The organism is Gelidibacter sp., assembly GCF_053579655.1.
The window spans coordinates 1-22,561 of sequence record NZ_JBMDWE010000017.1 but is presented as its reverse complement, the minus strand read 5'-3'; the positions used below and the strand labels follow the sequence as shown (position 1 = coordinate 22,561).

The following is a 22,561-nucleotide window of genomic DNA, read 5'->3' as shown; positions in this document are numbered from 1 at the left end:
TAATCTTCATTGATGCAAAAAGCAGGATGTTCTAAACGTCCTGCTTTTTGTTTTTATGGATAGCAAAGATGAGTAGTAGAACATTAATAATAAGCATTACGATATGCGCGATGAGAACAATCATGATCTTATTTTTGAAAACATCGTGATTGTTTTAAAATGTCATCTAAAAAAGATGAAAAATCAGGAAAGAAATGACTTTGCTAACGTAATCATCAAAATAAAGGCGATAAATGCAACAAGAATCCAGATGCTTCCTTTATAGTATTTTCTGTGAAGTTTTAAGTCTTTCCGGTAGGCATAAATCATTACTCCGATAAATACGATTGCAAACGAAATCCCGAAAATCAATTGACCATTTGATAACATATAGCTATTTTTATGCGAAATTAATGAAACCTTTTAGAATCTGTACGTCCTTATTGTAAAAATGCACCTTGGTCATGGATATGATGCTCGATTTGCGAATTGGTCTTTCAACTTTTAAAATAAACAACAACATACAAACTTGTCATTATGAAAAAAAAAATTGAGGCCGTTAAAGCCTTCCATGAAGCGTTTAAAATCGGTTACAGAGAAACGCCAAAAGCCGATTTGGGAACGGATAAAAATATGCTCCGCTACAAATTAATGAGAGAGGAAAATGAGGAGTATTTAGAGGCAGCTAATGCTAACGATTTAGTTGAGGTGGCCGATGCTTTAGGCGATATGCTTTATATTTTATGTGGTACCATCATTGAACACGGCATGCAGCATAAAATTGAAGAGGTTTTTGACGAAATCCAAAAGAGCAATATGAGTAAATTGGGAGAGGATGGCGAACCTATTTATCGTGAAGACGGAAAAGTACTTAAAGGTCCTAATTATTTCATGCCAGATATTTCGAAAATTCTGATTTCTTAAAATAGAAGTACCAAATAAAAACTCCCAAATTCCAAAGTGTAAACTATTGGAATTTGGAATTTTAAAAATTGTTTTTTGCTAGTCTTACGCTTCGTATCTCCAGCCGTGTTTATCCTCAGCTAAATTGTGTTGAATGTCAAGCATCTTATCTTTTAAAGTATCTGCATATGAATTTTCGATATTTGGCAGTTTGAATAATTCTTCTCTATGTTCAAATGCTGAAATAGGACTAATTACAGCAGCAGTTCCTGCTCCAAAAATTTCTTTTAAAGTACCGTTTTTTGATGCTTCCTTGATTTCACTAACCGTAATTGGTCTGACGTCCACTTTGATGTTGTTGTCTTCCGCTAATTGAATAAGGCTTTTTCTGGTCACACCATCTAAAATACGATCACTAATAGGAGCGGTAATTAACGTATCATTGATTCTAAAGAATACGTTCATTGTACCTGCTTCTTCCAATTTTTCATGCGTGTCTGCATCTGTCCAGATGACTTGTTGAAAGCCCCTTTTTTGTGCCAAACTCGTAGGGTAAAACTGAGCGGCATAGTTACCGGCTGCTTTTGCAAAACCAACCCCACCATTGGCAGATCTACTGAATTGTTCAGCAACTAAAACCTGTATTTTGTCGGTATAGTAAGCTCGTGCTGGTGAGCAAATGATCATGAATCGGTAATTGGCTGAAGGAGAGGCTGATATTGCAGAATCGGTTGCAATTATAAAAGGTCTGATATAAAGAGAGTTGCCCTTTCCTGGTTTAATCCACGCATTGTCCAATTCTAGTAATTTGGTCAACCCTTCAAAGAAGTAGTCCTTAGGAAATGCTGGCATTGCCAAGCGTTCTGCCGACTTATTAATACGGTTGAAATTGTCTTCAGGTCTAAAAAGCCAGACTTTTCCGTTATCATCTTTATAGGCTTTCATGCCTTCAAAAACAGCTTGTCCATAATGAAATACCCGTGCAGACGGATCCATGGTCATAGCTTGGTAAGGCGTGATTTTTGGCGTTTGCCATTCGTTATTCTCAAAATCACATATAAACATATGGTCCGTGAAAATTCTGCCAAATATCAGATTGTCAAAATCAACGGCGTTAATTTTAGAAGTATCTGATTTTACGATATCGATTTCGTGTGAAGTCTGTTTTGTCATTTTAAATTTTGTTTGATGGTGCAAATTTAGTTATTTCTTGCAGTATAAAAAATCTAAACTTTGTTTTAAATAAAAGTTATATTTGCTTCACTAAAATATAAAAATCAAACTATTATGAAGAAAATTCTTGTTGTTTTTGGAATTATGTTGTTCGTTATGGCTTGTAAAACTGAAGAAAAAAAAGCAGAAGATCAAGATATAGAAAAGGCAGTTGTGAATTACACTTCTATTGGTGAAGAAATTACGGCTGATGCTGCAAAATCAACATCAGATATGGCTGAAGCGTACAAAGCAATGCGCATTGGAGATACCATAAATGCTAAAATGATTGGTAAGGTAGATGAGGTGTGTCAGAATAAAGGCTGCTGGATGAAACTTAATCTTGAAGATGGTGAGCAAGTGCTGGTGAAATTTAAAGATTACGGTTTTTTCATGCCAAAAGATATTGCCGGAAAAGAAGTTGTTCTTAACGGATTGGCTTTTGTAAATGAAGTTCCGGTTGATGAATTACGCCATTATGCAGAAGATGCTGGCAAGTCGGCCGATGAAATTGCAGCCATCACTGCGCCAAAAAGAACTTTTTCCTTTGAGGCAAAAGGTGTATTATTGAAAGACGAATAATTCTTGCAACGCAAAATAATTACCACCGCCGATGGTTCTAAAACCATCCAGATTGAAGAATGGAATGAACAGTATCATTCGGTTCACGGCGCTATACAGGAAGCAAACCATGTGTATATTAAACAGGGTTTGCTTTTTTGCTTTGACATACAAAATACTTCACAAGAAAGTATAGATACGACAGAAACTTCTGCTAATTCATCCCGGAAACTTTCAATTTTAGAAATAGGCTTTGGCACCGGACTTAATGCTTTTTTGACCTTGTTGCAGGCCGATGAGCATCAAATAGATGTTCGTTACGTGGGGGTAGAAGCATTCCCGATTTCGCCAGATGAAATGGCTGCATTAAATTATACTGAACAGCTTGAAGTGTCAGGAAAAAACGCACATTTTAAGGCAATGCACAACATTGCTTGGGAGAATGACACACGATTGACCCCTTATTTTAGTCTTCAGAAACAACAAAAATTATTCAAAGACATCACGGATACAAATCAATTTGATTTGATTTATTTCGATGCTTTTGGCGCGCGCGTACAGCCAGAACTTTGGACGGAATCTATTTTTCAGATTATGTTTGACGCCTTAAAGGAAAAGGGCGTTTTGGTCACGTATGCCGCTAAAGGAAGTGTGCGTCGCGCGATGCAAGCCGTTGGTTTCAACGTCGAAAAACTACCTGGCCCACCCGGAAAACGTGAAATGCTAAGAGCCCGAAAAGGCTCTTAGCATTCGGCGAGGGACGAGCCAAATGCGGCTTTGACAAAAGGCTCTTAGCATTCGGCGAGGCACGAGCCAAATGATTCAATGACCAAAGGCTCTTAGCATTCGGCGAGGGACGAGCCAAATGATTCAATGACCAAAGGCTCTTAGCATTTCGCTAGTTTACGAACCAAATATTCATCGCATTCGCTGAAGTTTTGAGTTAAGTACTTCGTGCAACAGAGTGTTTATAGAATAAGTAAATCGAATACCCATCTTTATAAAGACATTTTGTTTTCTGAAACTTTCTTATAATTCTAATTATTTGTTAATTCTGTTAAACCTTAATTAAAGTGGTCAGCATTCAAGTGTTCATTCGTTAACTTTATAAAAAGCGCAGAAATAGATGAAAATTTTAATTACAGGAGCAACAGGTTTAATAGGAAAGGAGATTGTGAAAAGATGTCATGAAGAGGATATTTCAGTTCATTATTTGACGACTTCAAAAGAAAAAATTAAATCTGAACCTAATTTTAAAGGTTTTTACTGGGATCCTAAACAGGATATTATAGATGACAAGTGTTTTGAAGACGTGGATGCCATTATTAACTTAGCTGGTGCAACCATTGCCAAACGGTGGAACAAGAGTTATAAAAAAGTGATTTTGGAAAGCCGGATTCAATCGCTTAGTTGCTTGAAAAAAGGCTTGTCTCGTGTGAAAAACCATCATGTCAAACATATTCTTTCAGCCAGTGCTATTGGTATTTACCCAGATTCTTTTACTAAATATTATGACGAATCCTTCTCGATAATATCTCCAACTTTTTTGGGCGAAGTGTCAGCAGCGTGGGAAAGTGCAGTAGATAAGTTTTCAGAATTAGGTCTTTTTGTTTCAAAAGTGAGAATAGGCTTGGTGTTAGACACGAATGAAGGTGCCTTGCCTCAAATGGTAAAGCCCATAAAATTAGGACTGGGAGCAGCTTTTGGTTCTGGAGAACAATGGCAATCGTGGATTCATGTTTACGATCTGTCTAAAATTTTTGTTCATATTATTCAAAATGAATTGGACGGTGTTTATAATGGTGTGGCACCAAATCCTGTCAGCAATTCAGAACTTACAAAAGTTATCGCAAAAACGCTGCATAAACCTTTGTTCTTACCAAATATTCCTGAGTTTGTTATGAAGCTAGTTTTGGGTGACATGTACATTCTATTATATGAAAGTCAACGCGTATGCTCAAAGAAAATTGAAGCTACGGGTTTTGACTTTGCCTACTCCAATGTGCAACCTGCGTTAGAAGCCATTCTCAAATAAGGGCATTTGAAATAATGATCTTTGGACAATTTATTTAGACAGAATTCGCGACCAATAAGATGAATTTTTCAACGGATTAAACTCTATTCCAACTTTACACCTTAATTACTTTATCGGAGATATGTTCAGCGCACCATTAAAAAGCATATTTAAATCGGTTTTTCATGTCCTTGTTATCTGAGAACAGATGCATTTGAGATGACATTTAGGCCTGTTGAATTTGTTATCAGTTAAATTCAATATATAAACGCCTGGAATAGCCGAAAAAAATATGTTGTGACATTTTGACAATTTTTCAATAATGGCAGTACTTTTGCAAATTCACAAAGAAGATAAAAATGAAGTTCAATATTATGGGCAAAAAAGATAAAATTGAAGACGTTGAAACAAACGTTGAAGAGACTTTAAATGAGGCTCCTCAAACAGAAGAGGTAAGCGTTGAAGAACAGTTGAAAGAGGAATTGGCAAAAGAAAAAGATAAGTTTTTGAGACTGTTTGCAGAATTCGAAAATTATAAAAAGCGCACTACGAAAGAGCGTATAGAGTTGTTCAGAACTGCAGGTCAAGAGGTAATTCTGTCACTTTTACCAGTTTTAGATGATTTTGACAGAGCCATTGCTGAAATTTCAAAAACTCAAGAAAATGAACTTTTGACAGGCGTTGAGCTAATTCGCAATAAATTCAAGAGCACGCTTAATAATAAGGGACTTGAAGAAGTTGTTGTTGAAATAGGTGATGTTTTCAGTGCGGATGAGCATGAAGCCATTACCCAAATTGCTGCAGCGTCTGATGATTTGAAAGGCAAGATTGTTGATATCATTGAAAAAGGCTATAAATTGGGCGATAAAGTGATTCGTTACCCTAAAGTAATTACAGGATTTTAAACACACGAGTGATTCTTTAGGAATAGATTAGAAATATCATACAATGAAGGAAGATTATTACGACATATTAAAAGTTGACAAAAATGCTTCGGCAACTGAAATTAAAAAAGCATATCGGAAAAAGGCCATAAAGTACCATCCTGATAAAAATCCTGATAATAAGGAGGCTGAAGAAAAGTTCAAGAAAGCAGCTGAAGCTTATGAGGTGTTGAGTGATGCAGATAAGAAGGCACGTTATGACCAATTTGGTCATCAGGCATTCCAAGGCGGCGGCGGTGGCTTCAACGGTGGTGGCATGAATATGGATGACATTTTCAGTCAGTTTGGCGATATTTTTGGTGGCGGTGGATTCTCTGGTTTTGGAGGTGGATTTGGCGGTCAGCAGCAACGTCGTGTCAAAGGCAGTAATTTAAGGATCAGAATTAGTTTGACCTTAGAGGAAATCGCCAATGGTGTTGAGAAAAAATTAAAAGTTAAACGTAAAGTTCAGGCTTCAGGTACCACTTATAAAACCTGTTCAGGTTGTAATGGCTCGGGCCAAGTGACCCGAATTGCGAATACAATTTTAGGCCGCATGCAAACCTCTTCTCCGTGTCCAACATGTGGTGGTGCAGGAGAGATGATTGACAAAAGGCCAGCTGATGCGGATGCTCAAGGATTGGTTCTTCAAGAAGAAACCGTTTCTGTAAAAATTCCTCCGGGAGTGGTGGATGGCATGCAGTTAAAAGTGTCTGGAAAAGGAAACGAAGCACCAGGAAATGGAATTTCGGGAGACTTATTGGTAGCCATTCAAGAAGAAGAACACAGTACGCTAAAACGTGAAGGCGATAACTTGCATTATGATTTATATGTAAGTTTGCCTGATGCTGTTTTGGGTACAAGTCAAGAAATTGATACGGTTACCGGCAAGGTGCGTATTAAGATAGAATCCGGTGTACAGTCGGGCAAAATCCTACGATTGAGAGGTAAGGGGATTCCTAGTATCAATGGTTATGGAAAAGGAGATTTGTTGGTTCATATTAATGTATGGACGCCAAAAACCTTGAGTAAAGACCAAAAGGACTTCTTTGAAAATAATAGGAATGACGAACACTTTCAACCAAAACCAGAGAGTTCTGATAAGTCGTTTTTTGAGAAAGTAAAAGATATGTTTTCCTAAGAAAGAGGTAAATTGATAAATATTACTATATTTGAATATCACTAATTTATTTTAGTGATATTTTTCTTTTTCATAGCAATTTTTTCCCATCCTTGATTTATTAAGGGTGGGTTTTGTTTTTTAGGACATTTTGTTTTTTGGAATTCTTAAGATATTAATGGTTTTAGGATTAAAATAAAAGCATATAAGTATTCCTAAGCACGAACATTTAATATATTTACATTTCTTTAAACTGAACTAATCAAACGCTATTTTATGAACAACTTATTAGTTGCGAATTCTGTTTCCAAAAATTTTGGAGATTTTAGAGCACTAAATGAAGTCTCTATTGCAGTTCCCAAAGGAAGTATCTTTGGATTGCTGGGGCCGAATGGAGCAGGCAAAACAACACTCATCCGTATTATTAATCAAATTACCATGCCCGATTCAGGTGAGGTGCTTTTGGACGGATTACATTTAAAGCCAGAAAATGTTCGTGATATTGGTTATCTGCCAGAAGAACGTGGGCTTTATAAAACCATGAAAGTGGGAGAGCAGGCCTTGTATTTGGCGCAGTTAAAAGGCCTGTCCAAACAAGAAGCAAAAGATCGGCTCAAATATTGGTTTGATAAGATGGATATTGGCGATTGGTGGAATAAAAAAATTCAGGAACTCAGTAAAGGGCAAGCGCAAAAGGTGCAGTTTATCGTAACCGTACTTCACAAACCAAAATTGCTCATTTTTGATGAACCTTTTTCTGGTTTTGACCCAATCAATGCCTCACTGATTAAAGATGAAATTTTACAGTTAAGAGATGAAGGAGCGACGGTTATTTTCTCTACGCATCGTATGGAGTCTGTCGAGGAATTGTGCGACCATATTGCGCTTATCCATAAGTCCAATAAAATTTTGGATGGTAAGTTAACAGATATCAAGCGTCAATTTAAGACGAATACTTTTGAGGTTGGATTGCAATCGACCAATCCGGAAGAGGTCACCCGACTGATTGAAGAAAAATTTGAAGTGTTTCCTGCAACCTTCAAAAACTTGAATAATGATATTAAATTGAATGTAAAACTACCTCAAGAGACTTCGCCGAATGATCTGTTGAGCTTTTTAACTTCAAAGGCTGAAATTCATCATTTTGTTGAAGTGATCCCGAGTGTCAATGATATTTTTATTCAAACTGTAAAAAATAACTAAAGATGAATCATTTACCGCTTATCATCAAAAGAGAGTATTTGAATAAAGTGCGCAACAGGTCTTTTATTGTCATGACTTTTTTAAGTCCAATAATCATGATTGCCCTGATTGCCTTTGTGGCCTATTTATCTCAAGTCAATAATGACAAAAAGCGCACAATTTCCATTCTGGATGAAACTGGTGTTGTAGGAGAAGTGTTTGAAAACACTGAAAACACTACCTATACGCTGCTCAACGACACAGGATTGGAAACAGCCAAAGAGTTAGTTAAGGCAAAACATGACTTTGGTTTACTTTATATTAAGAAAAGCCCTGACACCATTAATTTGGTGGAAACGGTCAATTTTTATTCAGACGAGTCGCCTTCCGTTTCTATAATCTCCAGTTTGGAACGCCGAATTGAAAAGCGATTGTCAGATCTTAAACTACAAAAAGAGGGTGTAGATATCGAACAGATAAAAGCATCAAAAACCACCGTGGATATCGCTCAGGAAACCTTTAATGGTGAGAAAACATCCAAAATTGATAGTTATTTAAAACTAGCTTTTGGTGGGGCTGCTGGCTACTTGTTGTTTATGTTTATCATCATTTATGGCAATATGATTATGCGTAGTGTTATAGAGGAAAAGACAAGTCGAATCATCGAGGTCATCATTTCTTCGGTAAAACCAATTCAATTAATGCTGGGCAAAATTATTGGAACGTCGTTGGCAGGTGTCACTCAGTTTGTCATTTGGATTATCCTGGGAAGTGTACTATTATTCGTGGTTTCAGCGATTTTTGGAATTGATATGAGTCAAGTGCAAACGCCACAACAAGAAATGATCAATCAGGCTATGGCATCTTCAAATGCTCAAAATGTCGCTCAGGAATTGATTGTGGGATTTGTCAATTTGCCAATTCTTAATCTTTGTATTGCGTTTTTGTTTTTCTTCATAGGTGGCTATCTTTTATACAGTTCGTTCTACGCCGCAATTGGTGCTGCTGTTGATAATGAAACGGATACACAACAATTTATGATGCCCATTCTCATGCCGTTAGTTTTGGCCATTTATGTGGGTGTGTTTACAGTTATTGAAGATCCGCATGGCACTGTTTCTACCATATTCTCATTTATACCTTTGACCTCGCCAGTGGTCATGTTAATGAGAATTCCGTTTGGTGTTCCAATATGGCAACAACTTTTATCGTTCGGATTATTGGTAGTTTCCTTTGTGTTTACCGTTTGGTTTGCTGCTAAGATTTATCGCGTGGGTATTTTAATGTATGGCAAAAAACCAACCTATAAAGAATTGTTTAAATGGTTGAAATATTAATTGTCATTCTGTTTTTGTTTTTAGAAAACCATCGTCTTTAAGTTAACTTCATTAATTTGCTGATAGTTGATGGCATTTAAGAGTCATTTTAATCTTAACTTTAAAATAAAACGACGAAATAAAAGTTATTTCAAAACCGCTCTTCAGCGATTATTTTAGGTGAATTCAGTTATGAACATTATTTTAAGGAACACCTTTTGTATAATGCATGGGCATTAAGCAGTTTTTCAGAAGATTACTGGTTGAGAAGGAAAATGGAAAGATGATTTTTATCGAAGTGATGAGGAAAACACCATCCGTTTTATAACAGGAATAAATTTAAATATTAGAAATGCCAAAAATATTAGTAATTGAAGATGAAGCGAGCATCCGTCGCGTCTTAGTGAAAATTCTTTCAGAAGAAAATGAGTCCTATCAGGTAGATGAAGCTGAAGATGGATTAGCTGGACTTGAAAAAATAAAAAAAGAGGATTATGACTTAATCCTTTGCGATATCAAAATGCCGAAAATGGATGGCGTGGAAGTCTTGGAGGCTGCCAAAAAAATTAAACCAGAAAGCACCATTGTAATGATTTCTGGTCATGGTGATTTGGATACTGCAATTAATACCATGCGTCTTGGCGCTTTTGATTATATCTCAAAACCACCTGATTTAAATAGATTGCTTAATACGGTCCGCATTGCCTTAGACCGCAAGGAATTGGTGGTTGAGAATAAAATGCTAAAGAAAAAGGTTAGCAGGAATTATGAGATGATTGGCGAAAGTAACGCCATTGGCCACATCAAGGAAATGATAGAAAAAGTAGCGGCTACTGATGCGCGGGTTTTGATTACAGGGCCCAATGGTACTGGAAAAGAATTGGTAGCGCATTGGTTACATGAAAAGAGTGAGCGTTCCAGCGGACCTTTAATTGAGGTCAATTGTGCAGCGATTCCATCCGAGTTGATAGAAAGTGAATTGTTCGGCCATGTTAAAGGTGCGTTTACCAGTGCAGTGAAAGATAGAGCCGGAAAATTTGAAGCAGCCAATGGCGGTACGCTTTTTCTTGATGAAATTGGCGACATGAGCCTTTCTGCGCAAGCGAAGGTTTTGAGAGCCTTGCAAGAAGGTCGTGTACAACGCGTGGGCAGCGATAAAGATATAAAAGTAGATGTGCGCGTGGTTGCTGCAACCAATAAAAATCTGAGTAAAGAAATTGAAGAAGGCCGTTTTAGAGAGGATTTGTACCACAGATTAGCGGTGATCTTAATCCAAGTGCCGCGATTAAATGATAGAAGGGAAGATATTCCCTTATTGATTGGACATTTTGCAAGCCAAATAGCTGAGCAACATGGAACGGCTCCAAAGTCGTTTTCTTCAAAAGCCATCAAGTTATTGCAAGAATACGATTGGACAGGAAATATTAGAGAGTTGCGCAACGTGGTAGAACGTCTTATTATCCTTGGGGAAAAAGAAGTGAGTGAAAACGACGTGAAGCTTTTTGCATCAAAATAGAATTTAATAAAACAAACGCTTAGAATACTCGAATTATATCGAGGATCGTTCTTGTATTTCCGGCGGCATAGCGTATGGAAAACATCAAAATTAACGACTTTAAAGTCTCGGGCTCCATCAAGATAAAAGATCTGAAAACAGAATATAATCTTGATGCTTCAAAAAAGAAAATAAAAAAGGAATTAAAAAATGTCCGTAAGGAGGTGGCCAAAATTCAGGATACCATGTATGCCCATGGCAAATATGCGGTTTTGGTGTGTTTGCAAGGGATGGACACTGCCGGAAAGGATAGTCTCATCCGTGAGGTTTTTAAGGATTTTAATTCGCGAGGGGTGGTTGTCTATAGTTTTAAAGTGCCCACCGATTTGGAACTGAAACACGATTTTTTATGGCGTCATTATATTGCGCTTCCCGCACGTGGTAAGTTTGGTGTTTTCAATCGTACACATTATGAAAACGCTTTGGTGACCAGAGTGCATCCTTCTTATATCTTAAGAGAAAACATTCCTGGAGTTGATTCTGTTGACGATATTAATGAGGAATTTTGGGAAAAGCGCTTTGAAGATATCAATAATTTTGAAAAACATATTTCGCAAAATGGCACTATCATTTTCAAGTTCTTTTTAAACCTTTCAAAAGAGGAACAAAAACACCGCTTGTTAAGACGCTTGGAACTTGAGAAAAAAAACTGGAAATTTTCTCCTGGTGATTTAAAAGAGCGTGATCTTTGGGATAATTATATGCTCTGTTACGAAGATATTCTCAATAAAACCTCAAAACCTTATGCGCCTTGGTATGCCATTCCATGTGATAGCAAACATACCTCAAGATTGTTAATTGCAAAGGTTTTGTATGACACTTTAAAGACCTACACTGACATTAAAGAACCAGAATTGGATGATGATATCAAGGCCAATATCGGATTGTACAAAAAGCAGTTGGAAAAGGAATAGTTTCTGTTTCGCTAAACTATAGTTCTCGCAAATATCGCGAAGAATTGACCGAAACCTTGCGATCTTGGCGTATTTTAACCTTGCTTCCCTTGCGTTTAAAGCCCATCATATTGAGAGGCTTGTGCCTCATAGCCGGTTAATGTTGTGCTTTTGAATCCTGAAATAAGTACTATTTCTTTTGTTTTTGGAATTAATTTTCTTCGGACTCAGCCAACTTCTTTGTATCAGCATATTGTTGAAAAGCAATTATTTTACCGTTATTCAATGTCCAAAGATGTGCTACCTGCACATCAGCTTCTTTCCCTGTTGATTTTACTTTCAGATGATAACGCAGTGTAGCTAATACTTGATTGTTGCTCATATTATGAAGTTCGATATCTTTTAAAACAAAGAATTCATCCATTTCGTTAATCCGGATGAATACCCCATTTAATATCGCGTCTGGACCTATGTAAGGATTTCCGTCAGCCAAAGAATTACCTTCCGCTTCGTTCCATATTATTTTTGCATCCATTGCACCAAGTACTGTTGGCATATCCCTTTTAGCAAAAGCTTTATAAATACTATCAATAATTTCAACATTTTCAGGATTAGAAATCAATCCTAATTGTTCCATAAACAACAAATTGTCCATAAAATCTTGTTCTTGTACAATTTTACCGAATTTCATTTTGACAAGTGTGACACCTTCCACATCGACCTTATTACCTGTAGGTGGAATACCGAAAAAATTACCGGTGTGACTACCTTTAAAACTCCAGTGTTTTGCAATTTGATCGCCTTGACCGAAAACATTTTTAACCGTAAAAATGATATCTGAAAAGCCAGTGAGGTAGTTTTGGTAATAGTCTTTAAAACCTTGAATGCCTACGATGTTTTTGGGATTCATGACCATGACGACGTTTGTGTCGAAATGAGTGCCGTTAATCAGGTCAATTTCGCCTTTATTAACGATGTCATTCCATAGTTGCGTGTACATTGCAATGTCTTTATCAACATCTTTATTTTGGGCCAATGTTGGCGTCAAAGATAAAAGATAGTATATAAGAATAGTGATGGTCGTTTTACTTATACAATTAACATGAATTTTCATCCTAGTTTATTTTAGATTCATTTTTAGAAGTGAAAGGTAAATGGCAAGAGCGATCCAGACCATATACCGTTATAATTATTCTATTGGCGTGTTGGGGCTTTTACTTCGCCACTAATTCCGCTAAGGTCTGGACGGAAAATCCAGAGCTCACTTTCTGCCCCTACGGTCACATCATACCAATCCTTTAAAAATTGGTCCCAACTTCCTTTGCCATAAACTTCATCATACTTTTTATCCATTTCATTATTTTGACCTATCCATGAAGATTTATCGAAAAAAGATATAACAGCAATGTCCCGGCCTTCTTTGGTGCTTCCAAATTCATTAGTGTAAATTCCGTATGTTTCATTTGGTAGCTTTTCAGCGTAAGCTTTATTAATCTTTTCAATCAGTTTCATGGCATCTTTCATTTTCCCTCTTTTGACATCATAGTAATCTACCAGCATATTTTTAATGGTAAAGTCTTTGGAGAATCGCGATACTTCTGAATTAAACTTCCAATAGGACTGTCCACCACTTCCTGCCGTTACATAGGGCATGACGTTGTTGTCCCAATCGATATCATGGCCATTCTCAGTTGTTGGTCTGTAATCAATGGCACTCCAAGGAAATGGTCCCATGACCCAGGCGTAGCTTCCGGTATTAGGGCCATTTGAAATCCAATAAACCCGCGTTCCATAAAGTCCTTCACCATGATACTTTTTGTTGTGGGAGGTAAGTCCTTTCTCAAATTGACTAACTTGTGCAGGATTGGGTGATAAAATGGCTGTTTCGAATACGCTGTACTCTTCTGTGTTTTGCCCAATTGCCATCAGTGGCAATAAGAAAGCAAGTATTAATAATTTCTTCATCGTTTTGATTTTGTGCCAGTCATGGACGGGCGGGTTAATATGATTTTAAATTAATTTGAAATTTTTAGAGCATTTGCAAACCTTTCCTTTTTTTTAATCCAATAATTTCGGGTTGTAATCTGCTGTCTCTGAAATTATTTTTCCTTCATTATTAAAATCATGTAAATAATGGATAGGTATGATAATTTCTTTTTTATCGGATTTTCGGATCAGATTGATGTTCCACCAGGATTGAACTACTCGTGCATCTCCCAATTAATAATGCAAGTAATCTGGATATCCTTGTATGTCTACACTTGTTATTTCATAAATGTCAAAAATTTGTTTGTCTTTGACTTTTTGTTCGTCCAAGGAAATGCTTTCAAAGATTGGAGAGCTTGAATCTTGAAATCTTGCTTTCTCGTCATAAAAACTATAGGCCTTTTCAAAATCCTTGTTTTCTATGGCATAATCATTCTTCGTACTGCATTATATTGTCATGATGGTTGTAAATGGTGCCGTTTGATCGGTCGGAAAAACTCAGTTGTATTTCATCAATGACGCCTTCGTTGCCATAGCTGATGATCATTTTGATTTTATTGTTTTTTGTGAGCATGTATAATCTGAGGGCGGCGGCATCAATTTTAACACCAGTGTCTTTTTTAACACCTTTTAAAATATCCCAAGTTTGTACAGAAACATCGCCATTTGGGTTGTCTTTTTTGAATTCTATAGCATCAGGATATGAATCAGGAGACGTCTCAATGGCATAATAATCCAGTTGATCATGATACACCATTTGGTTGTCAAGAAATGCCTCTTTATCTCTTCCTTTGTCTTTAAGCTTGTTGGAGGTTCCATTGTAGGCTTTGAAATCGTCAGTGAGATAACTTGCCAATTTAGTTCTGTCACCAGCAACGGAGGCTTTTACAAACTCCTGAACGGCATCAATTGCAGGGTGTTCAATATAGATAGTTCCATTATTCTTTTGCGCGTAGGTGATAAACGTACAGAGCATCAATACTACAATGATTGTTTTCTTCATAAGATTATTGTTGTGTCCGTCATTTGCGAATTTGTTTATTTTGGATTTTTTAATGCTAATTCTATATTTTTTTTCGCTTCAAAAAAATCAATCCTCAGATCCCTCAGTATTCAGATAAAGGGAATAATCACAATCTTTGAGAAAGTTGTTCAAAGCGGATTTCGATTTGAAATCAAGTTCACATACATGAAGATTCTCATGATGCCCCAAATTCATTAAGTGCTCGTAGTTTTGCTTTTTTAAAATATCTTCTGTTGCTATTTTAACATAGTAATGTGCATTTAAAAAAATTGCAACGATATTGCTTTCAATACAATGTGAACCGCCAATGATGCCAACTGTTTTCATGTTTATCAATCAAGAATTCTGAAGTTTTATTTAGACCATTAAATTCTCCATTGAATAAGGTAGGTAAAAACAAATGGGTTGCTTAATTCATCAAAACACTAAAGCTCCTAAGAATTTCTATTACAATTGAAACGAAATAATACTTTTATTTTCTAAGAATAAGTATTGATTTCATATTTATAAAAATTCAGTTGTTAGCTGATGATACCTCTAATTAACTCATAATCAAACAGAAATAAAAGAAGGTTAGGACGAAAATGATGAAGGAATGTCCGAAAGTAGAAAATTGGTTATCGAAGGTCGATTTATAAGGTCTGTAATCTGTTAAGCAATTCTTCTTTTAAAGCTTTGCTAACAGGAATCGCTTTTTTTGCAATAACGATATGACTTGTCGCGACTTCATCAATTTGCGATAGATTGACAATAAATGATCGGTGGATCCTTATAAAATGAGGATCAGATAGTTTTTCATCTAAATCCTTTAAAGTCATGACCAATAAATATTCTTTGACCTTGGAGTGGATTCGGCAATAGTTGCGTTCAGCTTCAATGTATAGAATATCCTTTATTATCACTTTGACCATTTTTTCGTGACTTCTTACAAATATACAATCACTTAAAATGAAGGGGTGAATGTGTGTTATGGGTTCGTTATTATGAAGGTTTTTATGACAATAAATTTGACGGACAGTTAATTCGATGGCGCGCTGAAGTTCTAGTATTTTGTAAGGTTTGGCGATGAAGGCGTAAGGATGCGTGGTCTTTGCTCTGTTAAAATTTGCATCATCGGCATTAGCTGTCAAATAAATGATAGGAATATCATAATGTTGTTGCATTATTTGAGCTGTTTTGATGCCGTCAAATTTGCCTTTAAGCTGGATTTCGAGTAGGATAATATCCGGTTGCTCATGTTTTATGTGAAGTAAAGCTTCTTCACCATGGGATATAATTCCAGTAATTTCATAACCTAAAGTTGACAATTTTAAGGAGATGTTTGCTGCGGCACACATATCATCATCTACTATCAATATTTTAATAGGCTTTGCCATTATGTTGAAAGTTTGATTTTAGACAATTGAAAGGATGCGATCGTGTCATTTATATCGTCTTTACGCAGGTTACAGTCAGAGCGTAGTCTGAGTAATAGCGTAGGCTTGGGACAAGAATGTTTTGTGAATTGAAATCTTATTTCTGAACACCTATTTTTAATGATAATATTCTGTTCCAGAATCCAAAAAAGAAGAGAAGTAATTGAAGCTGTTTTGAATTGGTCTGGAGTAAATGTGCGTGATTGTGAATTGCTTTTAAAAGCAAAAAAATGAACACTTAAAATAGATGAATTTTTGGACATAAGTCTTTCGTTGTGCTATTACAAAGACTTGAGGAAAACATTCAAATATAGTGATTTTTTTTCAAAACTATTTGAATCTTACCAGTGTTATAATCTGGGAATTATAGTTAAATCTCCTTTACATGTGTTGCCTTATCTTCTTCTCCATATTCTTTCCTATAGACATTAACCAATGATATAAACAGACTTATCAATAAGGGGCCAAAAATCAAACCAATAAAACCAAAAATAGGAACCCCTACAATAACACCAATTAAGGTAATTAGCGGATGGACATCATCGAGTTTTTTGAGAACATAAAGTCGAATGATATTATCAGTCGTGCCGACTACAACAATACCATAAATCAAGATTCCCCAAGCTTGAAAGGTATCTCCAGAGGAAAGACTGATAAGAAATACGGGTAAAATTCCAATGAAAGTGCCCACAAAAGGAATCATAGAACCAATGGTTACAATTACGAACCAGAAAAAAGGTTCCTGAACCCCAAAAATCAAAAATCCTATAAGGGCAATGATACCTTGGGCTAGTGCAACTAACGGAATTCCGATAGCGTTTGAACGCACAACCGCTTGCATTTCGACACCGACCTCTTTAAGATTATCATCCTTTAAAGGAAGATACTCTATTAAGGATTCACGAAGTTCTTTTCTATTGGTCAGCATATAATACAGCATGAAATACATCAAGCCAATCGCTATAAAGGCATTAAAAGTACCTCCCACAACCATTTGTAAATTTTCAGAAATCCAACCAGTAATTGCACCAGTGTCAATTTTGGAAGAAATATCAAAGCCTAAATAATGCTCCACATTACTCAATTGGTCTTTAAATGCTTTTATGACTTCCTCACTGTTATTTACAGCTCTTCCTATTTTATTGCTCAACATCCAAACGATGCCTCCAATTGGAACAAGAATCCCTATAAACGATATGAACATTATAAGCAAAGCTGCCAAAGAAGGTTTCCATTTCTTCTTTTTTACCAAAGTAGCCATCCATTTTCTGAACAGGACGTAAATGGTTATTGCACCAAGAACACCTGTAAGATAAGGGAGCATTTCCCTGAATATCAAACTCCCCATAAATAATATGAGAAGTATCACGAAAACTTGACGAATTACTTTAGCGGGTATTTGATTCATTTGAAACGTTTGTTTTTTTATAATGAACGAAAGTATTGTCGATTTACATATACAGCAAATTTGTGCTATTCTTACAAATAAAAAAATCGCAGAAGCAAGAATTCTTAACTCAAATCAATCTCAATTTGGTTTTTCATAATGTCATCAAAAGTTTCACGTTTTCTAATCAAATGCGCTTTCTTGTTATGCCATAAAACCTCTGCTGGTCTGAAACGCGAGTTATAATTGCTAGACATGGTAAAGCAGTAAGCACCTGCATTTTTAAAGCAAAGGATATCGCCTTCACTAATTTCGTTAATACGGATATTGGTTGCAAAAGTGTCTGTTTCACAAATATAACCAACTACAGAATAAAAACGCTCACGTCCTTCAGGATTTGAAATATTGATAATCTCGTGTTGTGACCCATAAAGCATCGGTCTGATCAAATGGTTGAAACCAGAGTCCACTTGAGCAAAAACCGTTGAGGTGGTTTGTTTGACAACGTTTACTTTCACTAAAAATACACCCGCTTCACTGACCAGAAATTTTCCAGGTTCGAAGGTCAAGGTTAATTCCTTGCCATATTTTTTGCAGAAACTGTTGAAGCGTTGTGTTAATTTTTCACCTAATTCTTCAATATTGGTTTCAATATCACCCTCTTTGTAAGGTACTTTAAAGCCTGATCCAAAATCAATAAATTCTAAGTTTTTAAAATTTAATGCGGTATCAAACAAAATTTCGCTGGCATAAAGGAACACATCAATATCAAGGATATCACTTCCCGTATGCATGTGTATGCCGTTGATGTTCATTTTAGTATTCTCTATAATGCGCAATAAAAGCGGAATTTGATGAATGGAAATTCCAAATTTACTATCAATATGTCCTACGGAGATATTTGTATTGCCTCCTGCCATCACATGCGGATTGATCCTGATGCAAACGGGTGTTTTTGGATAGCGCGTTCCAAATTGTTCCAAGATGGATAAATTATCAATGTTGATCTGAACACCAAGTTTTGCTGCCATTTCAATTTCTTCAAGAGAAACGCCGTTGGGTGTAAAAATAATTTGACCTGGAGAAAATCCTGCTTTTAAGCCGAGTTTAATTTCCTGAATGGAAACGGTATCAAGTCCAGCGCCTAGTGTTTTTAAATATTTCAACACCGAAACATTAGACAACGCTTTGACGGCGTACTTTATCTTCAAATTTTTTACCTTACAAAATGCAGATGTTAAGCGTTTATATTGGGTTTCTATTTTTTCTGTATCATAGACATAAACAGGGCTTTCAAAGTCTTTGGCAATTTGTAGTAAGGTTTTTGCTTCCATTTTTAGTGTTTAATTTTTTAATCGGCGTAAATCTAAATCCTTTTTTTATTCAAACATAAAGAAAAGTCTAAAAGTGATATGATTTTTATACTATAAAGACAACCAATACAAACAATACTCGATTTTATTGGTTAAAACATTTATGTTGATTACTTTTGTGACCATTAATTTCTTAGACATTTCATAGAAGTTAAAAGGCAATTTTAAAAAATTCCTCCCGAGTTATCGGATCTAGGAAAGGACAAAATAAACAATTAAAGATGAATTTACACGAGTATCAAGGAAAAGATATTTTAAGCAGTTTTGGAGTACGTATCCAACGTGGTATTGTCGCAAAAAACGCCAATGAAGCTGTTGCGGCAGCAAAACAATTGACCGCTGAGACCGGAACAGGTTGGTATGTGATCAAAGCTCAGGTTCATGCAGGTGGACGTGGTAAAGGTGGTGGTGTTAAATTGGCCAAAAACCTAAAGGAAGTTGAAGAAATTGCTGGACAAATCATCGGCATGCAATTGGTAACACCTCAAACTTCAGCAGAAGGTAAAAAGGTGCATCAAGTTTTGGTTGCTGAGGATGTATATTATCCTGGAGCAAGTGAAACCAGCGAATTTTATGTGTCTGTACTTTTAAATAGAGGTACTGGTCGTAACATGATCATGTATTCAACTGAAGGTGGAATGGACATCGAAACTGTTGCTGAAGAAACCCCACATTTAATCTTTACTGAAGAAATCGATCCTGCTGTTGGTGTTTTACCATTTCAAGCAAGGCGTGTTGCTTTTAATCTTGGATTGGAAGGCAATGCCTTTAAAGAAATGACCAAATTTGTGACTAATCTTTATACTGCATATGATAAATCGGATGCGTCTTTATTCGAAATCAACCCTGTATTGAAAACAAGTGATGACAAAATCATTGCTGTAGATGCTAAGGTTACTATTGATGACAACGCGTTATACAGACATAAGGATTATTTAGATTTACGTGATATTCGTGAAGAAAGTGCTATTGAAGTTGAAGCAGGTGCATTAGGTCTAAACTATGTAGATTTAGATGGAAACGTTGGCTGTATGGTCAATGGTGCAGGTTTGGCCATGGCAACGATGGACTTGATCAAGCAAGCAGGTGGAGAGCCAGCAAACTTTTTAGATGTTGGAGGTACTGCAGATGCGGCTCGTGTTGAAGCAGCTTTCAGAATCATCCTAAAAGATCCAAATGTTAAAGCTATCTTGATAAATATTTTTGGTGGAATTGTACGTTGTGACAGAGTTGCACAAGGTGTTATTGATGCTTATAAAAATATGGGTAATATCAATGTGCCAATCATTGTACGTTTACAAGGAACAAACGCTGATATCGCTAAAAAACTATTGGATGATTCAGGCTTAGCTGTATTAAGTGCTACTGAATTCCAAGAAGCTGCTGATAAAGTACAAGCTGTTTTAGCTTAAGTTAATTTATATAGATTATTTAAAAAAGCCTGTCAGATTTTAAAATCTGACAGGCTTTTTTGATTCTCAGACCTCACAGGTTTTCAAAACCTGTGAGGTCTTTGTTATTGATGGCTTGCGATAATCGCCATTGTGTTTAAGCGTCTTTCTTAGGCTTTGCCTTTTCATCCTTCTTGGGCTTAGCCTTTTCGGTTTTCACAGGCACTGCACCTTTCACAGGTTTTGGCCCGCGCATGTGAATAACCAAACCATTGAGGAAATTACGCAGCACTTGATCTCCGCATTCCATATAATTAGGATGGTCTTCTTTTCTGAAGAATGCGCCCAGTTCGCTTCTTGTGATTCTGAAATCAACCAGCTCAAGGATTTTTACGATTTCGTCGTCTCTTAATTGGAGTGCGACTCTTAGCTTTTTAAAAATATCATTGTTAGTCATGATGCTATTATTGTGTTATTAACTTATTGAAAAATTTAATTTTCCTGTATGGTTTGTTTAAACTAAACTTTTAATTTTTCTTAATTCTTAATTCTTAATTCTTAATTAGCCATTGATAAGCTTCTGGAAAATTATTCCGCCATAATTCTTCATTATGATGTCCGCCTTCAATGATTATCGTTTTAATATGATTTTTTGTAACGCCTTTTCTTAATAGAAGTTCTACTATTTTCTGTAGATCAGGAACCATGTCTTCACTTTCATCTGAACTTGCTAAAAAATAGAATCTTGAATTAGAATGGATGTCTCTTTCAGAAATCAAGTCAAAAATACGATTACTGAACCAGAATGATGGCGAAAATACACCAGCATTTCCAAAAGTGTCAGGATATTTTATAATGGCATAAAAAGACAGCAGGGCACCCAACGAAGATCCGAATATTGTGGTGTGTTTGGCATCCTTAAGTGTTCTATAAGTGGTGTCAATTTGCGGTTTTAAGGTGTTGATGATGAAATCAAGATAATCATCAGCTTTGCCGCCACCATATTTTTCATTAGGATAAGGTGTTAATTCATCCATTCGTTTGTCATTACCATGTTCTATGCCTATAATAATTGTGTTATTGTCTGAAATGGAATCCAAATACTCATCCACATTCCATTCGCCTGCATAGGAGGTTTTGGAATCAAAAATATTTTGAGCGTCCTGCATATAAATGACAGCATAATCTTTATTGGAGTCGGAATAGTCTTTTGGAAGATAGACCCAAATCTTTTTTTCAGCTTTAAATTGTGGTGCTTCTAAACAAAATGTTGAGACTTGTACAGACGCTGTGCTTTGGGCATGACCAAAATTGCCGAATGCAAAAAGGAATAAAAATAAAATGTGGAAAAATTTCATGGCTGTTGAAATTCGATTATAGATAACAAATTTATGAATAAAGAAGTAGTGCTGTTCATCGAAATCAAAATTTGATTTGCGGAAAATCGACGAAACACATTGGGTTTTTAATTGGCTGATTATCAATATATTGATGTTAATTAATACATGAAAGTAGTAAAACCACGTTGAATTACCGTTTGTTTTTCGATAAGTTACTCATAATCAACGTTTATCAAAATATAATTCTCTATAACTTTATATAAATAAAATTAGAAGCCATCCTTATGATAAATCGTGTAGAAAAATTGAGTCTCCTTTCAGAAATGATTGCTTTCGCTAAAATAGATGCTTCCATCAAATTGATTGAATATAAATTTCTTTTAGGTGTTGCCAAGCAATTGGAGATATCTCAAGAGGACTTTGATTATTTGTTCGAGTTTCCTGTGAATTATGTGCATTTAAAATCACACAGCGAACGTATTGTTCAATTTCATAGATTAGTATTGCTGATGAATCTTGATCAGAGCATTTCAATGAAAGAACTTGCGAAATTGCACAATTTCGGATTGCGAATGGGATTGGGGCATGAATCCATCAACCGTGTTCTTGATCTGATGGAAAGTTTTCCTAATAAAATCGTTCCGCCAGATTTCTTGATTGATATTTTTAAGGTGCAGTATAATTAGGGGGTCAGTTTTCAGTCGGCAGTCCTCAGTCTTCAGTCTTCAGTCTTCAGTCTTCAGTTGGCAGTCCTCAGTCTTCAGTTGGCAGTTTTTAGTCTTGCTGCATGCGCTAAAGCTGCAGATTGGCAAGCGGTTGCTGAGTTTAGTTGGAGGAGTGTTGGGTTTATTATTTTCCACAAAAGCATAAGGAAATTCTAAAATTGCTCTAGTAAATTTGCTTTATTTGTGGGAAAATTTTATTTTCAACAATCAACAATCAACAATCAACAATCAACAATCAACAATCAACAATCAACAATCAACA

At 36.0% G+C, this 22,561-nt stretch carries 22 protein-coding genes; 12 read left to right on the top strand and 10 right to left on the bottom strand.

Features of this window, described 5'->3' with window-relative positions; genetic code table 11:
* Window positions 1-516: 516 nt before the first annotated feature.
* A complete protein-coding gene (locus ACOH2D_RS10090; RefSeq protein ID WP_348036780.1) occupies window positions 517-903 on the top strand; it encodes a pyrophosphohydrolase domain-containing protein in 387 nt (128 codons plus the stop codon).
* 84 nt (window positions 904-987) lie between these two features.
* Here ACOH2D_RS10090 and ACOH2D_RS10085 read toward each other — a convergent pair whose 3' ends face one another.
* Window positions 988-2,055 (bottom strand): branched-chain amino acid aminotransferase, encoded by a 1,068-nt coding sequence (locus ACOH2D_RS10085; protein ID WP_348036782.1) that lies wholly within the window; start codon window positions 2,053-2,055, stop codon window positions 988-990.
* Between the two features lie 114 nt (window positions 2,056-2,169).
* Between ACOH2D_RS10085 and ACOH2D_RS10080 the strand changes: the two genes are divergently transcribed.
* The 9 genes from ACOH2D_RS10080 to ACOH2D_RS10040 all read left to right on the top strand — a co-directional run bounded on the left by ACOH2D_RS10080 (window position 2,170) and on the right by ACOH2D_RS10040 (window position 11,679).
* Window positions 2,170-2,676, top strand: coding sequence for a DUF4920 domain-containing protein (locus ACOH2D_RS10080; protein WP_449535146.1), 507 nt, complete (start codon window positions 2,170-2,172; stop codon window positions 2,674-2,676).
* Between the two features lie 3 nt (window positions 2,677-2,679).
* A complete protein-coding gene (mnmC2, locus tag ACOH2D_RS10075; RefSeq protein ID WP_348036786.1) occupies window positions 2,680-3,402 on the top strand; it encodes a tRNA (5-methylaminomethyl-2-thiouridine)(34)-methyltransferase MnmC2 in 723 nt (240 codons plus the stop codon).
* A 379-nt stretch (window positions 3,403-3,781) separates the two neighbouring features.
* Entirely contained in the window at window positions 3,782-4,690 is a 909-nt protein-coding gene (locus ACOH2D_RS10070; protein ID WP_449535145.1) for a TIGR01777 family oxidoreductase, read from the top strand.
* 338 nt (window positions 4,691-5,028) lie between these two features.
* A complete protein-coding gene (locus ACOH2D_RS10065; protein WP_348035934.1) occupies window positions 5,029-5,574 on the top strand; it encodes a nucleotide exchange factor GrpE in 546 nt (181 codons plus the stop codon).
* A gap of 43 nt (window positions 5,575-5,617) precedes the next feature.
* On the top strand, window positions 5,618-6,733 hold the full coding sequence (gene dnaJ / locus ACOH2D_RS10060) for a molecular chaperone DnaJ (RefSeq protein ID WP_348035933.1): 1,116 nt from the start codon (window positions 5,618-5,620) through the stop codon (window positions 6,731-6,733).
* A gap of 255 nt (window positions 6,734-6,988) precedes the next feature.
* The gene (locus ACOH2D_RS10055) at window positions 6,989-7,915 is read left to right on the top strand and encodes an ABC transporter ATP-binding protein (RefSeq protein WP_348035932.1); all 927 of its coding nucleotides are present in this window, start codon (window positions 6,989-6,991) and stop codon (window positions 7,913-7,915) included.
* A gap of 2 nt (window positions 7,916-7,917) precedes the next feature.
* Entirely contained in the window at window positions 7,918-9,231 is a 1,314-nt protein-coding gene (locus ACOH2D_RS10050) for an ABC transporter permease (protein ID WP_449535144.1), read from the top strand.
* A gap of 331 nt (window positions 9,232-9,562) precedes the next feature.
* Complete coding sequence (locus ACOH2D_RS10045; RefSeq protein WP_348035930.1) at window positions 9,563-10,726, top strand: sigma-54-dependent transcriptional regulator; 1,164 nt, start codon at window positions 9,563-9,565, stop codon at window positions 10,724-10,726.
* 74 nt (window positions 10,727-10,800) lie between these two features.
* Window positions 10,801-11,679, top strand: a complete 879-nt coding sequence (locus tag ACOH2D_RS10040) for a PPK2 family polyphosphate kinase (protein WP_348035929.1) — start codon at window positions 10,801-10,803, stop codon at window positions 11,677-11,679.
* A gap of 190 nt (window positions 11,680-11,869) precedes the next feature.
* On the opposite strand, the gene ACOH2D_RS10035 is transcribed toward ACOH2D_RS10040, so the two are convergent.
* The 7 genes from ACOH2D_RS10035 to lysA all read right to left on the bottom strand — a co-directional run bounded on the left by ACOH2D_RS10035 (window position 11,870) and on the right by lysA (window position 18,804).
* Window positions 11,870-12,772: an ester cyclase gene (locus ACOH2D_RS10035; RefSeq protein ID WP_348035928.1), complete on the bottom strand. Its 903-nt coding sequence runs from the start codon at window positions 12,770-12,772 to the stop codon at window positions 11,870-11,872.
* A gap of 80 nt (window positions 12,773-12,852) precedes the next feature.
* Window positions 12,853-13,623, bottom strand: coding sequence for a hypothetical protein (locus ACOH2D_RS10030; protein WP_348035927.1), 771 nt, complete (start codon window positions 13,621-13,623; stop codon window positions 12,853-12,855).
* Window positions 13,624-14,074: 451 nt separating this feature from the next.
* Window positions 14,075-14,647: a nuclear transport factor 2 family protein gene (locus ACOH2D_RS10025; RefSeq protein WP_449535143.1), complete on the bottom strand. Its 573-nt coding sequence runs from the start codon at window positions 14,645-14,647 to the stop codon at window positions 14,075-14,077.
* An 87-nt stretch (window positions 14,648-14,734) separates the two neighbouring features.
* The gene (locus tag ACOH2D_RS10020) at window positions 14,735-14,995 is read right to left on the bottom strand and encodes a hypothetical protein (RefSeq protein WP_348035925.1); all 261 of its coding nucleotides are present in this window, start codon (window positions 14,993-14,995) and stop codon (window positions 14,735-14,737) included.
* Window positions 14,996-15,300: 305 nt separating this feature from the next.
* On the bottom strand, window positions 15,301-16,044 hold the full coding sequence (locus tag ACOH2D_RS10015) for a LytR/AlgR family response regulator transcription factor (protein ID WP_348035924.1): 744 nt from the start codon (window positions 16,042-16,044) through the stop codon (window positions 15,301-15,303).
* Window positions 16,045-16,453: 409 nt separating this feature from the next.
* On the bottom strand, window positions 16,454-17,491 hold the full coding sequence (locus tag ACOH2D_RS10010) for an AI-2E family transporter (protein WP_449535142.1): 1,038 nt from the start codon (window positions 17,489-17,491) through the stop codon (window positions 16,454-16,456).
* A gap of 104 nt (window positions 17,492-17,595) precedes the next feature.
* A complete protein-coding gene (lysA, locus tag ACOH2D_RS10005) occupies window positions 17,596-18,804 on the bottom strand; it encodes a diaminopimelate decarboxylase (RefSeq protein WP_449535141.1) in 1,209 nt (402 codons plus the stop codon).
* Window positions 18,805-19,064: 260 nt separating this feature from the next.
* Between lysA and sucC the strand changes: the two genes are divergently transcribed.
* Window positions 19,065-20,255 carry an ADP-forming succinate--CoA ligase subunit beta gene (sucC, locus tag ACOH2D_RS10000; protein WP_348035921.1) on the top strand — a complete coding sequence of 397 codons (1,191 nt, stop codon included), beginning with the start codon at window positions 19,065-19,067 and terminating at the stop codon, window positions 20,253-20,255.
* A 136-nt stretch (window positions 20,256-20,391) separates the two neighbouring features.
* On the opposite strand, the gene ACOH2D_RS09995 is transcribed toward sucC, so the two are convergent.
* Together ACOH2D_RS09995 and ACOH2D_RS09990 are read right to left on the bottom strand one after the other, a co-directional pair.
* The gene (locus tag ACOH2D_RS09995; RefSeq protein WP_348035920.1) at window positions 20,392-20,691 is read right to left on the bottom strand and encodes a DUF1456 family protein; all 300 of its coding nucleotides are present in this window, start codon (window positions 20,689-20,691) and stop codon (window positions 20,392-20,394) included.
* Window positions 20,692-20,785: 94 nt separating this feature from the next.
* Window positions 20,786-21,592: an alpha/beta hydrolase gene (locus tag ACOH2D_RS09990; RefSeq protein ID WP_449535140.1), complete on the bottom strand. Its 807-nt coding sequence runs from the start codon at window positions 21,590-21,592 to the stop codon at window positions 20,786-20,788.
* Between the two features lie 266 nt (window positions 21,593-21,858).
* Here ACOH2D_RS09990 and ACOH2D_RS09985 point away from each other — a divergent pair, with 266 nt between their 5' ends.
* Complete coding sequence (locus ACOH2D_RS09985) at window positions 21,859-22,260, top strand: TerB family tellurite resistance protein (protein ID WP_348035918.1); 402 nt, start codon at window positions 21,859-21,861, stop codon at window positions 22,258-22,260.
* The last annotated feature ends 301 nt before the right edge of the window (window positions 22,261-22,561 follow it).

Excerpts from the sequence above, each read along its gene's own strand:
- ACOH2D_RS10090 (WP_348036780.1), top strand. The coding sequence starts at position 517 with ATGAAAAAAAAAATTGAGGCCGTTAAAGCCTTCCATGAAGCGTTTAAA.
- ACOH2D_RS10025 (WP_449535143.1), bottom strand. The coding sequence starts at position 14,647 with ATGAAGAAAACAATCATTGTAGTATTGATGCTCTGTACGTTTATCACC.
- ACOH2D_RS10030 (WP_348035927.1), bottom strand. The coding sequence starts at position 13,623 with ATGAAGAAATTATTAATACTTGCTTTCTTATTGCCACTGATGGCAATT.
- sucC (WP_348035921.1), top strand. The coding sequence starts at position 19,065 with ATGAATTTACACGAGTATCAAGGAAAAGATATTTTAAGCAGTTTTGGA.
- ACOH2D_RS10035 (WP_348035928.1), bottom strand. The coding sequence starts at position 12,772 with ATGAAAATTCATGTTAATTGTATAAGTAAAACGACCATCACTATTCTT.
- ACOH2D_RS09985 (WP_348035918.1), top strand. The coding sequence starts at position 21,859 with ATGATAAATCGTGTAGAAAAATTGAGTCTCCTTTCAGAAATGATTGCT.
- dnaJ (WP_348035933.1), top strand. The coding sequence starts at position 5,618 with ATGAAGGAAGATTATTACGACATATTAAAAGTTGACAAAAATGCTTCG.
- ACOH2D_RS09995 (WP_348035920.1), bottom strand. The coding sequence starts at position 20,691 with ATGACTAACAATGATATTTTTAAAAAGCTAAGAGTCGCACTCCAATTA.
- ACOH2D_RS10020 (WP_348035925.1), bottom strand. The coding sequence starts at position 14,995 with ATGAAAACAGTTGGCATCATTGGCGGTTCACATTGTATTGAAAGCAAT.
- ACOH2D_RS10055 (WP_348035932.1), top strand. The coding sequence starts at position 6,989 with ATGAACAACTTATTAGTTGCGAATTCTGTTTCCAAAAATTTTGGAGAT.
- ACOH2D_RS10015 (WP_348035924.1), bottom strand. The coding sequence starts at position 16,044 with ATGGCAAAGCCTATTAAAATATTGATAGTAGATGATGATATGTGTGCC.
- ACOH2D_RS10040 (WP_348035929.1), top strand. The coding sequence starts at position 10,801 with ATGGAAAACATCAAAATTAACGACTTTAAAGTCTCGGGCTCCATCAAG.
- ACOH2D_RS10080 (WP_449535146.1), top strand. The coding sequence starts at position 2,170 with ATGAAGAAAATTCTTGTTGTTTTTGGAATTATGTTGTTCGTTATGGCT.
- ACOH2D_RS10045 (WP_348035930.1), top strand. The coding sequence starts at position 9,563 with ATGCCAAAAATATTAGTAATTGAAGATGAAGCGAGCATCCGTCGCGTC.
- ACOH2D_RS10050 (WP_449535144.1), top strand. The coding sequence starts at position 7,918 with ATGAATCATTTACCGCTTATCATCAAAAGAGAGTATTTGAATAAAGTG.
- lysA (WP_449535141.1), bottom strand. The coding sequence starts at position 18,804 with ATGGAAGCAAAAACCTTACTACAAATTGCCAAAGACTTTGAAAGCCCT.
- ACOH2D_RS10085 (WP_348036782.1), bottom strand. The coding sequence starts at position 2,055 with ATGACAAAACAGACTTCACACGAAATCGATATCGTAAAATCAGATACT.
- ACOH2D_RS10065 (WP_348035934.1), top strand. The coding sequence starts at position 5,029 with ATGAAGTTCAATATTATGGGCAAAAAAGATAAAATTGAAGACGTTGAA.
- ACOH2D_RS09990 (WP_449535140.1), bottom strand. The coding sequence starts at position 21,592 with ATGAAATTTTTCCACATTTTATTTTTATTCCTTTTTGCATTCGGCAAT.
- ACOH2D_RS10070 (WP_449535145.1), top strand. The coding sequence starts at position 3,782 with ATGAAAATTTTAATTACAGGAGCAACAGGTTTAATAGGAAAGGAGATT.
- ACOH2D_RS10010 (WP_449535142.1), bottom strand. The coding sequence starts at position 17,491 with ATGAATCAAATACCCGCTAAAGTAATTCGTCAAGTTTTCGTGATACTT.